The organism is Sphingomonas sp. NIC1, assembly GCF_001638925.1.
GTDB lineage: Bacteria > Pseudomonadota > Alphaproteobacteria > Sphingomonadales > Sphingomonadaceae > Sphingomonas > Sphingomonas aquatilis.
This window is the reverse complement of the sequence record NZ_CP015521.1, coordinates 2,965,101-2,980,579: the sequence shown is the minus strand read 5'-3', so window position 1 is coordinate 2,980,579 and position 15,479 is coordinate 2,965,101. Positions and strand designations below refer to the sequence as shown.

The window sequence follows — 15,479 nt, the reverse complement described above, 5'->3', positions numbered from 1 at the left end:
GGTTTGGCCGGTACGCGAGGCCGCGCCCCACCCCTGCTCCCGACCACCGCCACCCTTCAACCGTCATTCCCGCGAAGGCGGGAATCCAGATTGGCGAACGTCTGCGAATCAAGCCCCGAGCCTCGCGCATCTGGATTCCCGCCTCCGCGGGAATAACAAAGGGCGTATACCGCCCCACTCTTCGTCATCCTGGCCTATGCCAAGACGACGGGGGAAACCTCTAGAATCGCGTCGACAGCGTCACACCATAAGTCCGCGGATCGCCCGGCTGCCCCACGATCAACCCCGTGCTCCCCGACTGCGTCGACAGCAGCTCGAAATACTGCTTGTCGAACACGTTGCGCACCCAGCCGAAGACGTTGATACCGCCCTCGCGATAGCCGGCGCGGACGTTGGACAGCGAATAACCCTCGATCCAGGTATAGGCCGACGGTGATGGGTTGGACGAGAAGCGCGAACGGTAACTGCCGTCATAGCCGACATAGGCTTCGCCGCCCTTGCTCCCGACGGGCACGTTATACTCGCCCCCGAACGAGAACGACCATTTCGAGATGCCGGGCAGCCGCTGACCGGAGATATCGCATTGGGCCGGGCTGTATGACGGCTGGGTGGCGCTGCCGGCCTGCCCTGCCGGGCTCGCCGGGTTCGTGGCACTGGCCGCAGACCCGCCCGACAGTTCCGGCGGGCAGGGCGCGTTGGCGAAGCGGACGTATTTCGCGTCGGTTAAGGCGCCGTTGACGTACAGGTTCAGCCGGCTGCTCGGCCGAAAGCTCGTATCGAATTCGAACCCGCGCGACCGCACCTGACCCGCATTGGCAAGATAGCCCCGGATCACGTTGATCGCATTGTTGTTTACCGTCGCCTGATAGTCGAACACATCGGTCCAGTATCCGGCGAGGTTCAGCGTCAGTCGCCGGTTGAGGAACTGCGTCTTCAACCCGATCTCGTAATTGTTGACCTTCTCGGGCTTCACCGTCTGCGTCGACAGATCGACGCCCGTGCTGGTGGAATTGAGCGGCAGGCCCGACAGGTTGATGCCGCCCGATTTGAAGCTGCGGGCATAAGTCGCATAGGCGTGAATGTCGGGACTGACGTCATACGACACGGTGATGTCGCCCGACGTGTTCCACGCGCTGAACCGCGGGCTGTAGCGCTGCGGCGCCAGCGTGTTGATCTGGTTCTGAAAGGTCGTGCGCGCCGCCGCAGTCGGCTGCGATGCCAGCAGAGCGGCCACATTGTCCGCCGTCGCGGTGAAGGCATATTGCGCGTTGCGGATGCTGACGACCGATTCGTAGAAGCCCGACTTGCGGTCGTAATTGACGCGCAGGCCCGGCTGGATGTGCAGTGCATCGGTCAACGCCCAGTTTAGCTTGCCGAACACCGCGAAGCTGGTGTTGTCGAAGTTGATCGTGTTCGTCGACGTCAGGCCGTTCAGCACATTAGGATTGTTCGCGTCATTGCCCGACAGCAGGAATCGGCTCGCTGCGGATCCCTGCACCTGCGATCCCTGCGTATTGATCGTCTGGTGAAAGAAGAAGGCGCCAACCGTATAGTCCAGCCGGTTGGTGCCATTGGAGGCAAGCCGCAGCTCCTGCGACACCTGTTTCTGCTGCGACGGGTTCTGCGACACGGTGGTGATCGGCAGGCCGATGAAATCGCGATCGTTCTGCGGCTGCCAGTCCCAATAGCGCCACGCGCTGACCGAGGTCAGCGTCGCCGGCCCCAGATCCCAATTGCCGACCAGCGAGACGCCGCCGATCTCCTGCCGCGAATTGATCGGCGCATCCAGGTCGGTCACACGATCGAACGGATTGGTGCTGGGCGGCCGATAATTGAACGCCGCGGCGAGCGCCGCATATTGCCGCGCGATCGGCCGCTGCGTGGTGCCGACGCGGGCGTAATATTGCACGCAACAGAGCGGATTTTGCACGTTGTAATCGCCTGACAGCGTGAAGTTCAGGCTGTCGCTCGCGTTCCACAGCAACTGACCACGCACGCCATTGTTGTCGAGCCGGTGCAGGTTGCGCCCCGACGTGACGTCATAGATCGTGCCCTGGCGCTGCGTCGACGAGGCGGACAGGCGCAGCGCGACCCGATCCGACAGCGGGCCCGATACCGACGCCTTGGCCTGAACGAATTCGTAATTGCCGGCGGTCAGCTCGATCCGCGCCTCGGGGGTGAAGCTGGGCGGCCGGGTCGTGATGTTCAGCGCGCCCGACGTCGTATTCTTACCGTACAGCGTGCCCTGCGGTCCGCGCAGCACCTCCACCCGCTCGACATCGACGAAGTCGAAGGTCGAAGCGCCGATCCGCCCGATGTACACGCCATCGACGTAGAAGCCGACGCCCTGTTCGATCCCGTCGTTAGTCAGGCCGAACGGCGCGCCAAGCCCGCGAATGTTGATCGCCGAGTTGCGCGGGTTGCTCGAGTAGAATTGCAGCGATGGCTGCTGCTGCTGCAGGCGGTTGACGTTGAACGCGCCCGTCTTGTCGAGTTCAGCGCCCCCGATCACCGAGATTGCGATCGGAACCCGCTGCACCGATTCGGCGCGGCGGCGCGCGGTGACGACGATATCGCCGGCACCCGCCGGGGCGGGGGCACCCTGCGCCGCGCTGGCGTCGTCCTGTGCGGCAACGCTTTCGGGTGTCGGCACGGGCTCGGGCGTAGGCTGCGGCACGGTCTGGCCGGCAAGCAGCATGGCAAGCGTCAGCGACATCGAAAGCTCCCTTTTATCGTTGCCACCAAACTCCCCCGAATCGCTGGGATTACAAAGATGGAGAAGCTTGGGGCTGCGATAGCCGGGCTTCGTGCTATGAATTCACTGACGATTTTTTCCGGCCCATCCCCTCTTGAAGCCGATACGGACCTTCCCAAATTTGGGGACGCATGGCGCCAACGATGGGCCATGCGCCGGCATCGCACCGTTGTGGATGCCGTCGTTCAACTCGCTTCATTCGGAGGATTTGACATGCGACTCGACCTGACCCCCTATCGCCGCTCGACCATCGGTTTCGACCGTCTGTTCGATATGCTGGAAAGCAACGCGCGCGCCGCGACCGCGGAAAACTACCCGCCCTTCAACCTCGAACGGATCGCCGACGACCGTTACCGGATCACGCTCGCCGTCGCCGGCTTCAGCCGTGACGAGATCGAGATTACGGCGCAGCAGAACCTGCTCCTCGTCGCCGGCAAGAAGGACGACAAGGCGGCCAACGCCAACTTCCTCCACATCGGCATCGCCAATCGCAGCTTCGAGCGCCGCTTCGAACTCGCCGATTTCGTGTTCGTCGAAGACGCGCGGCTTAACGATGGCCTGCTGGTGATCGATCTGGTCCGCGAGGTGCCGGAAGCGATGAAGCCGAAGAGCATCGCGATCAAGACCGGTGCGCCGCTGGCCGCCGTCGAGAGCAACGCGGATGCCACCAAGGCTGCGTAAGCCGACGTAGCACTTCCTTGGAGGTGATCAGGGGCGCTCGGATCGATACGGTCCGGGCGCCTTGCTTATGATGCGAACCGATTTGCCCGACGGCGTCGATCCACGGCAACGCCGTCACCCGGTGATCGGCTAACCGGTTGGATGGCCGACGATCGCAACGCCGCTTCAGTTCGTCACTTTGGACCGTCTGAAACGGCCCCAGAATCAACAAGGGGAGCCGAAGCCCCCCTTGCCTTTAAAGTCATGTCGATCGGCGAGCGTCTTGGGAACTCCGCCGGATCGTCAGAAACTCTTAGTTGCTGTCGCCGCTGTCAGCGACGATCACGATGCCGGCAACGACGGCAGCCGCCGCGACCAGGGCAACGATCAGACCGCCACCGGCCAGTTCGTTCTTCTTCGCCGACGCCGAACCGGTGCGGACCGACTTGGCAACCGACAGGCTCGCGGCGGGGTTCGACGGAGCGGCCGCAGCGGGGGCCACGGCGAGAGCGGCTGCAGCGACAGCCATCAGATACTTGGCAACCATGATGGTCCCCTCTTTGGTAGGTTTAGATGCTCCAATGACATATAATTCATCGAATTCAAGGTAAAATCGCCGCATCGCCCAAAAGGCAGGCGCGAGTGTTGCAAATGTACCAAGCAAATCGGCAGTGCCTACTCTAGTGTTACTGTCCCGTGACGGCCCGCGTTATCCCGACGGGTGATGACATCGCATCGTCCTATTTGCCTGTGCGCACATCTGGCCGAACAAGCCGCACCGGACGTTTATCGGCGTCGATGTCGGGCGTACCCAATCTTCGGTTTTGCCCCCGTCACCGCAAATCTGCCTGCAATACGCCCCATTCGGCGCGTCATACCTGGCCTTCGGCAGCCGCCACCATCGCGTCCAGCGTCGTCGGTCTCACGCCGAGCGCATCCAGTTCGGCGAACATCCGGTCCCACCAGTGCCAGAACCGGTCGAGATCGCGTGCATCGCGCACATAGGGCGTATGCCCCGGCTCCAGCGAGGGCGAATGAAAGGAGAAGGTGAGCAGCCGCTGCCCCTCGTCGCGCACCGCGATCCGCACGGCGGCCAAGGCCTGCTCGATCGGCATATCCTCCGGCGTCAACGCGATTCGCTGCAACAGTCCGCTTCGCGCCGCGATGCCGCGCCCGTGCGGCACCCGCCCCAGCACCGGATAAAGCTCAGGGCCGCGACCGCGCAGCGCGCCGGTGAACACGCTGGTCAACGGCACCTCGATCAACGATCCCAATCGATAGGCCTCGCTGCCGATCCGGCTGAAATCCGGCCCGCCATCCGCCGAATAGTCATAGCGCGCACGGATCGAGGTTTCGACGCGATAGCCCCGCTCAACCAATAGCTCTGCCGTATCCGGACCGATGCCGTACCGTCCCGCACGATAAGCGATCGGCGCCGCGCCGAACGCCGCGCCCAGCACACCGGTCAACACATCCAGCTTCGCCGCCTGTGCGGCCCGCGGCAGGTTGCCCGGATAGCTGTCCCTGGGCGTTGGCGCACCATAAGGCGGCGTGACCCAGGAATGCAGCTGCGCCCCGATCGTCGATCGCCCGTCCGCCACGACGTCCCGCAGGATCGCCACTGCCTCGGCATCGCTCGCCACCGGATGGTCGACGAGGCAGACCAGCCCCACGCCCCGATCCGCAAAGCGCGCATGCGCCGCCGGCAGCGCCCGCATCGCGGTCACCGACCGATGCCGCGCCTCCAGGGGGGCAGACCAGTCGAACTCCTCCTCGACGTCGACGAACACGAGGAACCGGGTGCCGAAGCTCTCCGGCCAGCGAATCAGCGTGTCGACCGTCGGGGCGGGCGGCCGGTACGGCGGGATGGTTCCTCGTCGCACGGGTCAGTTGGCCGCCTGCTCCATCCCCTCTTGTACGGCGGCAGGCAGGCGCAGTGTCAACAGATGGTCGCCGAAGATCAACGCGCCGCCCATCTCGCTCGCCAGGTTGCGCGCCAGCCGCAGCGCGAAGCCCGCGCCCAGCAGCGGCGCGCCCTCCTCGCCGGCGTCGGCGTCGATGCTGAGCAACGCGTCTTCACCGCCGGTGCCCAGCGCCTGCGGGCGCGCGAAGCACAGGGCCACCTGCCCCGCCGGCGCCGGCGCTTCGGCGATATCGATCCGTTCCCCGGCAACGGCAGCGGAGGTCAAGGTGGCGAGCAAGCGCGACAGCAGCCGCTCCATCGCCCGATCGTCGGCCAGCGCGGCATGATCGCCCATCGGATGGATGTCGAGCGCCGTCCCGCGCAGCGCGGCCAGCGGCGCCAGATCGGCCGCGATCCGTTCAAGCAGCGGCTCGATCGCGACGGCCCGCGGGCGCAGCTCCAGCGCACGGCCTTCGATCCGGGCCGCGGTATCCAGATCCTCGATCGCCGCGATCAGGCCGTCGGCATGGCGGCGGATCGTCGCTGCGTGATCGCGATAGACGGGCGATACCGGCCCCAGCAGCTGCGCCTCGATCAGCTCTGCAAAGCCCGAAATCGCGTTGGTCGGCGTCCGCAATTCATGCACCAGCTGGCGCAGCGAATCGGACGCGCCGCTACCCTGCACAGGCCGTCCCGCATCCTCGTCGCTGCGCGGCCGGCGGGCGATCGCTGCGTAGCCGGTGAAGCGGCCCGTCGCGGCATCGAATTGCGGCTCGCCCGTCACCCGCCATGCGCCGCCCGCGTCCGACGATCCTCCGACGTCGAGCCGCACGTCGGCGAAGCGCTGCCGCTGGCGGAACGCGCCGTTGATGCCGGCATCGATGCGGACCACGCCCTGCGGCGCGCCCACCGCCAGCGACACGCCGATCAGCGGCCCCCGCGTCACGCCGTCCACCGCGCAGATCACGCCGGCACTGTCGGTATCGAAGCGGAAGCAAGTGGCAGGCGCCTGCTCCACCGCCTCGGCGGGCGCCGCGAGCGGTTCGCGCTGGCGCTGGAAGGCATCGATACGCGCGACGACATCGGCGATCTGAAACCCGCCGGCCGCGATTGGCCGCGGCTCCGGGGGCGCGACGGCGACCGTCGGCATCGCAACCACGCGGGGAGCGACAACGATCGGCTCGACTGCGACCGGCGTAGGGAGCGGCGCAATTACAACAGGCTCGGGCTCCGACGCGTCCACCACGGGCGTCGGCGCGACCGCCGGCTCTACCTCAGCGGGCCCCACATCCGACGCGACCGGCATCGGCGCGACATCGGCCGCCGCATCGGGCAAAACGAAATCTACCCATCCGAAGCTCTCGAGCGCCCTCTCCACCGCAGCGGGCAGGTCCCGCCGATGGCGCAGCAACGCCCGCCCCTGCGGCGACAGGCGCGGCAGCAGTGCAATCCACGTATCCGCATCCAGCGTCACCGTGCGCAGCAAAGGCGCCGCGACCGCAAAGGCATCCTCCGCGAACAGCCCGACGAGCGGCGCGGGTGGCGTCGCAAAGGCGAGCGCGCGCGCACTGGCAGACCGCACCTGCAACGGCACCGCCTGCCGCAGCATCCGAAGCCGCGCCAGGCCCGGCTCGTCCGCCGCGATCCGTCCGCGCCCCATCAGGTCGACGAGTTGCCGCCACGCCGACTGCGCGCCGAAGCCGCTGTCCATGTCGGCGGAAAGCACCGTCTTGAGGCTGTCGTCGAAGCGCACGCTCACTCCCGGAAGGCGTTGCGCCAGCGGAGCGCAACACCGATTCCTTAACGAGCCGGAGTCGCAGGGGAAACAGGTGATTTTCCGACTGTCCGCAGGCCGTCGCAAAGTGGGACAATTGCGTTGCGCCGCAATTTTCTTATGCTTAGAGGAAATCGCCGATATCGTTCGGCGCGTCTTAGGAGTGGCTCACGCAATGTCGTTCGATCGGATCGATCGTCAAATCCTCGCTCATCTGCAACAGGATGGGCGCATGACCAACGTCGAGCTCGCCGAACGCGTCGGCCTCACCGCGCCGCCCTGCCTGCGCCGCGTGCGCGCGCTGGAGGAAGCGGGTGTGATCCGCGGCTATCACGCCGATCTCGATCCCGCCAGCCTCGGCTTCCCGATTACCGTCTTCGCGATGGTCTCGCTGCGCAGCCAGGCGGAGCACGACCTCGCCGCCTTCGAAACGCATGTCGCCGACATTCCCGAAGTGCGCGAATGCCACATGCTCAACGGCGAAATCGACTTCATCTTGAAGATTGTCGCCAGCGATCTCAAGAGCTTCCAGGAAATCCTGACCACCCATCTGACGCCGGCACCCAATGTCGCCAGCGTCAAGACCTCGCTCACGATCCGCACCGCCAAATCGACCTCGGGCATCCCCGTCTCGGTCGACTGATCCTCCCGCGATGAGGGGGTGACGCCCCGCACCCTCCCGATCCGTCATCCTAGTGCAGGCTGGGGTCTCCCCGTTGGCGCACGAACCAGGCGCCGCGAGAGGCCTGGTCCGCGCTGGGGTGACGAAATTCTTGAAGCGAAGGCGACAGTCACCGCCACCACCCGCAACGAAAAAGGGCGGCCCGTCGCCGGACCGCCCCCTCTCATTCCATCATCGCCGCGATCACGCCGCCGGAGCGGGCGCCGAACCGACCTGCGTCCAGGTGTTCCACAGCGCCGCGATGCCCGCGCGGGGCTGACCCGTCACCGCACCGAAGGCCGCCTGTGCGCCGGCCTTGTCGCCCGACTTGGCGAGCGCGATGCCGAGGCGCGTGTTCACCTCGTTCGCATCGACGCCGCCCTTCGACAGCGCCGCACGGTACAGCTCTGCCGCCTTGGCGTAGTTGTTCTGGCCCAGATAGGCATCGGCGGTCGCCGAGGCGATCTTGCCGTCCTTCGATGCCAGCGCGGTCTTCTCGCTCGACGCCAGCGAACCGTCGCGCTGGATCGCGGTGTTCGCCGCGGCCAGCTGGCTCTTGGCATAGGTGCTGCTCGCCGGGATCTTGCCCGATGCCAAGCCTTCCTTCAGCACGGCAGCCGCTTCGTACGGATTGCCGCGGTCGCTGACCATGCGGGCATAATCTTCATAGCTCGACTGGTCCGGCATCGCGCCAGCCGCGCGCAGCAGGCGGTACAGATCCAGCGTCTGCGCCTTGTCCGGCGTCGCGATGCTGTTCTGCGCGAAGGCATATTGCAGGATCACGTCGCGCCACGTCTTCGCATTCGGGAAGGCGGCGGCGTACTTCTGCATCCACGCCAGCGTCTCCGGCGCCATCTTCTTATTGTTCGCGGTCGCGATCGCAAAGCGATAATAGGATTCCGGCACGGCCTGACCCGCCGCCTTCTGCGCGGTGATATAGCGGTCGAGGTCGGCCAGGCCGCCCGCGACGTCACCCGCCTGCACCTTCACCTTGGCGAGCTGCAGATCGAAATCGGGGCTGTTGAAGCCCGCTTCCTTCGCCTTGGTGAAATATTGCGAGGCGACCGCATACTGGCCGCCGTTGAACGCGAGCTGGCCGCGGCGGAACAGATACTTGCCGCGATCGGCCGCCGGCGTATTGGCGGCGGCGATCAGCGCGTCGAGCGGCTTGGCCAGCGCGGTCTCGTTCAGCGGCGCATTCGGGTTCGCCTGCTGCGCCAGCACCAGCTTGGTGTTTTCCAGGTCGTAGCGCAGCGCCGCAGCCACATATTTGTCGTCGTCGGTGGTGGCGGCCGCCTCGATCTGCGCGACCAACGGCTCGGCCGTCGCGACGTCCTTCGCCTTCACGGCCTGCTGCGCATTGTAGGCGATCGCCTGCACCGGCTTGCTGAGCTTGAAGCCCGGCGCCTGCTGCTCTTCCTTCTTGGCCATCGCCGGGGCGACGAACGCGAAGCCACTCACACCGGTAGCGAGCACCGCGGCCAGCGCGAGCTTCGAAAGGGTCTTCATGCTAACTCTCTCTCCGACAATTGGGGCATCGCTGCCGCTAACGTACGCGCGGCCTGTAACCGGCCGCCGCAGCGGGTACAAGCGACGCTGGGGACTGATCCCGCAGTGGCTTGAAGCCCGTGAACGGGAATTGAACGGTGGCCGAAGGCGCAGTACCGGACCAGCATGATCGCCGTGCTTTCCCCCGCCAAGACCCTCGATTACGAGACGCCGCTGCCCGATTTGGGTTCCACGCGGCCCCGCTTTGATTCCGAAGCGGCCACGCTCGCCGCCGCGGCGTCGCACCTGACGCAGAAACGCCTGTCGGAATTGATGAAGATCTCGCCCGCGCTGGCGAAGCTCAACGCCGACCGTTTTCGCGACTTCCCCGAGGCGCCCGAGCGGCCGGCGATGTTCGCCTTCGCCGGCGACGTCTACACCGGCCTCGACGCGCAGACGCTGGAGCCGGAAGCGGTGACGTTCGCGCAAGACCATCTGCGCCTGCTGTCGGGCCTGTACGGCCTGCTGCGCCCGCTCGACGCAATGCGCCCCTACCGGCTGGAAATGGGCACCCGCTGGGCACCGCGGAAGCCCAAGCTGACCGACTGGTGGGGCGACCGCATCGCCCAGGCGCTGGCCGAGGACGTGGCGGCGGAAGAGACCGGCGTCGTCCTCAACCTCGCCAGCCAGGAATATTGGGCGGCGGTGGCCGGGCGGCTGCCCGCCGGCATCCGCGTCGTCGCGGTCGATTTCCGCGAAGGCGACCGCTTCGTCAGCTTCCACGCCAAGAAGGCGCGCGGACTGATGGCGCGCTGGATGATCGAACATCGCGTCACCGATATCGACGCGATGCGGGGCTTCGACAGCGACGGCTATGCCTTCGATGCGGCGGCCAGCACCGACGATCAGTGGCGCTTCGTCCGATGAGCGCAAAGGGCACCAGCGCCGTCGTCATCGGCGCCAGCGGCGGCATCGGCGCCGCGCTGGTCGAGGCCTTGCGCGACGAGGGGGCGTATGACGTCGTCCACGCGCTCTCGCGCTCCGGCAGCGATCCGATCGATATCGAGGACGAAGCCAGCATCGCCGCCGCCGCCGCGCGCATCGCCGCCGGTCCCGCGCCGGTGCTGGTGATCGTCGCCACCGGCCTGCTGCATCAGGGCGACCGCCTGCCCGAAAAGAGCTATCGCGAGCTCGATCCCGACTGGCTTGCCGCCAATCTGCGCGTCAACGCCATCGGTCCGGCGCTGATCGCCAAGCATATCCTGCCGATCATGCCGAAACAGGGCCGCAGCGTCTTCGCGATCCTCTCGGCGCGGATCGGCAGTATCTCCGACAACCGTCTCGGCGGCTGGTATGGCTATCGCATGGCGAAGGCGGCGGCGAACCAGCTCGTCCGTACGCTCAGTATCGAGGACAAGCGCCGCAACGATCGCAGCATCATCGTCGGCCTCCACCCCGGCACGGTCGACACCGCTTTGTCCAAACCCTTCCAGGCCAACGTCCGCCCCGGCACGCTCTTCACTCCCGACCGCGCCGCCTCGCAACTGCTCGACGTGATCGACGGCCTGAAGGCGCCCGACACCGGCCGCCTGTTCGACTTCGAAGGCAAGGAAATCGCTCCCTAACGGGGAGCCGCCCCACCACTCACCGTCACCCCGGACTTGATCCGGGGTCCCGCTCCTTCTTCTACTACGCCCAACAAAAGCGGGACCCCGGATCAAGTCCGGGGTGACGAACCGCAAGGTGCCCCCACTCCCACATGACAAAAACGTCATGATGCGGCCATCCCGTTGTTATTCCACGGGGCGCATCCCCTGCATCACGACGCCATCCCGTTGCGTCCGTTCAAGGTGGAGAGGAACCCCATGAAGACGTCCCTGCCCTTCGTCCTGCTTGCGACCGCCTCGCTCTGCTGCGGCTCCGCGGCGATGGCCACCGGCGCGCAGATGCAGGCCAAGACCCAGGCCAAGACGGTCGCCACCAGTAAGACGACCACCACCACCAAGCCCGCGGTCGGCAAGCCCACCGTCGCCACCCGGACGACGACCAAGACCGCCGTCGCCGCCAATGGCCGCATGGTCACCACCAAGACCAGCACCGGCAAGACGATCACCTACAATTGCAGCAAGGCCGGCAACGCCAACAAGGCCGCCTGCAAGAAGTAACGCTCTATAGGCCCGCGCGCGTACGCGTGTGCGTACGCGCGCGTGACTTTCGGTACGGATGCCCCTAAACCGGGGCCATACATCTGTAACAATCCGAAAGCGTCACACCTTGGCCGACGAGACCACCCTCGCCGAACCCCCCGCCCATCCCGAGGGCATTTCGACGATCTCGATCGTCGACGAGATGAAGTCGAGCTATCTCGACTATGCGATGAGCGTCATCGTCGCCCGCGCGCTGCCCGACGTGCGCGACGGCCTGAAGCCGGTCCACCGCCGCATCCTGTTCTCCGCACAGGAAAGCGGCTTCTTCTTCAACCGGCCCTACCGCAAATCCGCCCGCATCGTCGGTGACGTGATCGGTAAATATCACCCGCACGGCGACACTGCGATCTACGACGCCTTGGCGCGCATGACGCAGGACTGGTCGATGCGGCTGCCGCTGATCGACGGCCAGGGCAACTTCGGCTCGATGGACCCCGATCCGCCCGCCGCGATGCGCTACACCGAAGCGCGTCTCGCCCGCGCCGCCAATTACCTGATGGAGGATCTCGACAAGGATACCGTTGATTTCCAGCCCAACTACGACGCGTCGGAACGCGAGCCACAGGTCCTGCCGGCGCGCTTCCCCAACCTGCTGGTCAACGGCGCCGGCGGCATCGCGGTCGGCATGGCGACCAACATCCCGCCGCACAACCTCGGCGAAGTCGTCGATGCCTGCCTCGCCTATATCGATAAGACGATGGCCGGCGAATCGATCAGCATCGACGAGCTGATCGAGATCGTTCCCGGCCCCGACTTCCCCACCGGCGCGATCATCCTCGGCAAGGCGGGCGCGCGTTCGGCCTATCACACCGGCCGCGGCTCGATCATCGTCCGCTCGCGCCACGTGATCGAGGAAGGCCGCGGCGACCGCCGCTCGATCGTCCTCACCGCCATCCCGTTCCAGCAGGGCAAGAATGCGCTCGTCGAAAAGATCGCCGAGGCGGCGAAGGACAAGCGGATCGAGGGCGTCAGCGACATCCGCGACGAATCGAACCGCGAAGGCGTGCGCATCGTCATCGACTTGAAGCGCGATGCGACCCCCGAAGTCGTCCTCAACCAGCTCTGGCGCCATACGCCGGCGCAAGGGTCCTTCCCCGCCAACATGCTCGCGATCCGCGGCGGCCGGCCGGAAACGCTGAACCTCAAGGACATCATCCAGGCGTTCGTCCAGTTCCGCGAACAGGTCATCACCCGCCGCTCGAAGTTCGAGCTGAACAAGGCGCGCGACCGCGCCCATATCCTGCTCGGCCTGGTCATCGCGGTCACGAATCTCGATGAGGTCGTCCGCATCATCCGTGGCTCGTCCAGCCCCGCCGAGGCGCGTGCCGCCTTGCTCGCGCGCGAATGGCCGATCGCCGAGATCGCGCCCTACCTCAGCCTCGTCGAGGCGGTCGAAGGCGAGCAGGTCGGCGACGGCTACAAGCTCAGCGACACGCAGGTCCGCGCGATCCTCGACCTGCGCCTCCACCGCCTGACCGCACTCGGCCGCGACGAAATCGGCGACGAGCTGAAGGGCCTCGCCGAATCGATCGCCGCGCTGCTCGAAATCCTCGGCAACCGCGCCCGCCTGTACGAGGTGATGCGCGAGGAGCTGGTCGACGTTCGCTCGATCTTCGCGACCCCGCGCCGCACCGAGATCGCTGCCGCCGCCGACGGCATCGACGACGAGGACCTGATCGAGCGCGAGGAGATGGTCGTCACCGTCACCGTGCAGGGCTATATCAAGCGCACCCCCCTCGACGCCTTCCGCGCGCAGAAGCGCGGCGGCAAGGGCCGCGCCGGCATGGCGACGAAGGACGAGGATGCGATCACCAACCTGTTCGTGACCAGCACGCACACGCCGGTGCTGTTCTTCTCGACCGCCGGCAAGGTGTATCGCATGAAGGTGTGGCGCCTGCCCGAAGGCGGGCCGGCGACCCGCGGCCGCCCGATGATCAACCTGCTGCCACTGGCGCCGGGCGAGACGATCTCCACCGTCCTGCCGCTGCCCGAGGACGAGGGCCGCTGGGGCGATCTGCACGTCATGTTCGCGACCGCCAACGGCACCGTCCGCCGCAACGCGATGGACGCCTTCGCCAACATCCCCTCGAACGGCAAGCTCGCCATGCGCTTCGATGAGGGCAGCGAGGACCGGCTGATCGGCGTCGCCGTGCTCACCGAAAGCGACGACGTCCTGCTCGCCACCAAGGCGGGCAAGGCGATCCGCTTCGCCGCCACCGACGTGCGCGAATTCCAGAGCCGCACCTCCACCGGCGTCCGCGGCGTCAGCCTCGCCGAGGGCGACGCGGTCATCAGCCTGTCGATCTTGCGCGGCTTCGCGGCGACGACCGAGGAGCGCGAGGCCTATCTGAAGGCCGCCCCCTGGAAGGAAGGCGAGCGCGAGATGTCGCTCAGTCCCGAACGCATGGCCGAGTTCGAAGCGGCGGAGGAGTTCATCCTCACCGTCACCCAGAACGGCTATGGCAAGCGCACCTCGGCGTTTGAATATCGCCGCACCAACCGTGGCGGCCAGGGCATCACCAACATCGTGTCGGCGGGCCGCAACGGCCCCGTCGTCGCCAGCTTCCCCGCGCATTCGGGCGAGCAGCTCATGCTGGTGACCGATCAGGCGAAGCTCATTCGCATGTCGGTCGGCGACGTCCGCGTCACGGGCCGCAACACGCAGGGCGTGACGCTGTTCAGCGTGGCGAAGGACGAGCATGTCGTCTCCGCCGCGCGGATCGACGAGGAGGAAGAGCCCGAGAACGAGGCGGAGGCGATCGTCGCCGACGAGATCGGCGATGCCCCCGCAGCCCCCACCGATGACACCTTGGTCGTCGACGACGGCACCGGCCCGGCGACGATGGACGAACGTGTCGACGAGAGCGACGATGGCGAGGAGGACGCATGAGCGCCCTCCCCCTCGTCGCCTATAAGGTGCTGACCGCGGAGCAGATGGCCGCGCTGGAACGCGACGGCAGCTTCGCCGGCGCGCCGGTCGACCTGGCGGATGGCTACATCCACATGTCGACCGCTGCGCAGCTGACCGAGACGGTCGACAAGCATTTCGCCGGGCAAAGCGACCTGCACGTCGCCGCGGTCGACCTCGGCAGCTTCGGCGCGTCGCTGAAGTGGGAGGAATCCCGCGGCGGCCAGCTGTTCCCGCACCTCTACGGCCCGCTGCCGCTGGAGGCCGTGCTGGGCTACGGTCCGCTGAAGCGTGCCGAAGACGGGACGGTCCGTCTGCCCATAACCGGTTGATCTGAAAGGACACTCGCCTCGCCGCCAAAAACGGGCGGAACCGCATCCGAAATCCCATCGTTACTTTGTCACAACGAGCAACAATGGAGACACTCGATGCGTACCTTGGCCCTGACGATCGGCACCCTGATGCTGATGCCCGCCGCGGCTGTGGCACAACAGGCCCCGGCCGCCGGCGCGAGCGCGCAGGCCGGTGCCAGCGCGACCGCGACCACCCCGACGGTCGGCGCCACGATCTATGACAGCGCGGGCGTCTCGCTGGGCACCGTCGCCAGCGTCACGCCGCAGGCGATCGTCCTCAACACCGGCACCGCGCAGGTGCCCGTGCCGCCGGCCTCGATCGGCAAGACCGACAAGGGCTTCGCCATGGCGATGACCAAGGCGCAGCTCGACGCGGCGATCGCCAGCTCGCAGGCGCAGGCGCAGGCCGCGGTGAAGGCAAAGCTGGTCCCCGGCACCGCCGTGACCGGCCTCGGTGGCGCGGCGCTCGGCACGATCAAGTCGGCCGACGCCGAATTCGTGACGCTCAATACCGCCAAGGGTGAGGTGAAGCTGCCGATCAACGGCTTCAGCGCCGACGCCAGCGGCAAGGTGATCGTCGGCATCACCGCCGCCCAGCTCGCCGCCGCCACCGCCGCCTCGGCAACCGGCGCCGCCACCAGCGCCGCGCCGAAGTAAGCTTATGGGGGCGGGCCACCGCCCCCATCGGTCCGACGCCACCCCGCGGACTATTCCTTGCCCCCGCAGGCCGATCGACATCCAGCGAGATGAAAAATCCTCCCCCGCCAGGG

13 protein-coding genes are annotated in these 15,479 nt (G+C 66.7%); 8 read left to right on the top strand and 5 right to left on the bottom strand.

The genetic code is table 11. The annotated features are described in order from the left end of the window. Positions 1–220: 220 nt before the first annotated feature. Positions 221–2,716: a TonB-dependent receptor gene (locus tag A7E77_RS14025; RefSeq protein WP_063688861.1), complete on the bottom strand. Its 2,496-nt coding sequence runs from the start codon at positions 2,714–2,716 to the stop codon at positions 221–223. A 252-nt stretch (positions 2,717–2,968) separates the two neighbouring features. On the opposite strand from A7E77_RS14025, the gene A7E77_RS14020 reads away from it, so the two are divergent. After that, positions 2,969–3,436 (top strand): Hsp20 family protein, encoded by a 468-nt coding sequence (locus A7E77_RS14020; RefSeq protein ID WP_063688859.1) that lies wholly within the window; start codon positions 2,969–2,971, stop codon positions 3,434–3,436. Positions 3,437–3,728: 292 nt separating this feature from the next. On the opposite strand, the gene A7E77_RS14015 is transcribed toward A7E77_RS14020, so the two are convergent. The 3 genes from A7E77_RS14015 to A7E77_RS14005 form a co-directional block, all read right to left on the bottom strand. After that, positions 3,729–3,962: a hypothetical protein gene (locus A7E77_RS14015; protein ID WP_018250831.1), complete on the bottom strand. Its 234-nt coding sequence runs from the start codon at positions 3,960–3,962 to the stop codon at positions 3,729–3,731. A 325-nt stretch (positions 3,963–4,287) separates the two neighbouring features. After that, a complete protein-coding gene (locus A7E77_RS14010) occupies positions 4,288–5,298 on the bottom strand; it encodes a polysaccharide deacetylase family protein (protein WP_063688857.1) in 1,011 nt (336 codons plus the stop codon). A 3-nt stretch (positions 5,299–5,301) separates the two neighbouring features. After that, positions 5,302–7,071 carry a histidine kinase dimerization/phospho-acceptor domain-containing protein gene (locus A7E77_RS14005; protein WP_226341761.1) on the bottom strand — a complete coding sequence of 590 codons (1,770 nt, stop codon included), beginning with the start codon at positions 7,069–7,071 and terminating at the stop codon, positions 5,302–5,304. Between the two features lie 196 nt (positions 7,072–7,267). Between A7E77_RS14005 and A7E77_RS14000 the strand changes: the two genes are divergently transcribed. Beyond that, entirely contained in the window at positions 7,268–7,735 is a 468-nt protein-coding gene (locus A7E77_RS14000) for an Lrp/AsnC family transcriptional regulator (protein WP_017978616.1), read from the top strand. 222 nt (positions 7,736–7,957) lie between these two features. Here the strand turns inward: A7E77_RS14000 and A7E77_RS13995 are convergent, their stop codons facing one another. Next, positions 7,958–9,262, bottom strand: a complete 1,305-nt coding sequence (locus A7E77_RS13995; protein ID WP_063688853.1) for a hypothetical protein — start codon at positions 9,260–9,262, stop codon at positions 7,958–7,960. 165 nt (positions 9,263–9,427) lie between these two features. On the opposite strand from A7E77_RS13995, the gene yaaA reads away from it, so the two are divergent. From yaaA to A7E77_RS13965, 6 genes are all read left to right on the top strand, one after another. Then, a complete protein-coding gene (gene yaaA, locus A7E77_RS13990; protein WP_063688850.1) occupies positions 9,428–10,168 on the top strand; it encodes a peroxide stress protein YaaA in 741 nt (246 codons plus the stop codon). Continuing rightward, a complete protein-coding gene (locus A7E77_RS13985; protein WP_063688847.1) occupies positions 10,165–10,866 on the top strand; it encodes an SDR family NAD(P)-dependent oxidoreductase in 702 nt (233 codons plus the stop codon). The genes yaaA and A7E77_RS13985 overlap by 4 nt, the downstream gene beginning before the upstream one ends. Positions 10,867–11,106: 240 nt before the next feature. Next, a complete protein-coding gene (locus A7E77_RS13980) occupies positions 11,107–11,406 on the top strand; it encodes a hypothetical protein (protein ID WP_017978612.1) in 300 nt (99 codons plus the stop codon). 109 nt (positions 11,407–11,515) lie between these two features. After that, a complete protein-coding gene (gene gyrA / locus A7E77_RS13975) occupies positions 11,516–14,338 on the top strand; it encodes a DNA gyrase subunit A (RefSeq protein ID WP_063688844.1) in 2,823 nt (940 codons plus the stop codon). Beyond that, positions 14,335–14,688, top strand: coding sequence for a DUF952 domain-containing protein (locus A7E77_RS13970; protein WP_063688842.1), 354 nt, complete (start codon positions 14,335–14,337; stop codon positions 14,686–14,688). The genes gyrA and A7E77_RS13970 overlap by 4 nt, the downstream gene beginning before the upstream one ends. 96 nt (positions 14,689–14,784) lie before the next feature. Then, positions 14,785–15,366, top strand: a complete 582-nt coding sequence (locus A7E77_RS13965; RefSeq protein ID WP_063688839.1) for a hypothetical protein — start codon at positions 14,785–14,787, stop codon at positions 15,364–15,366. Positions 15,367–15,479: the final 113 nt, after the last annotated feature.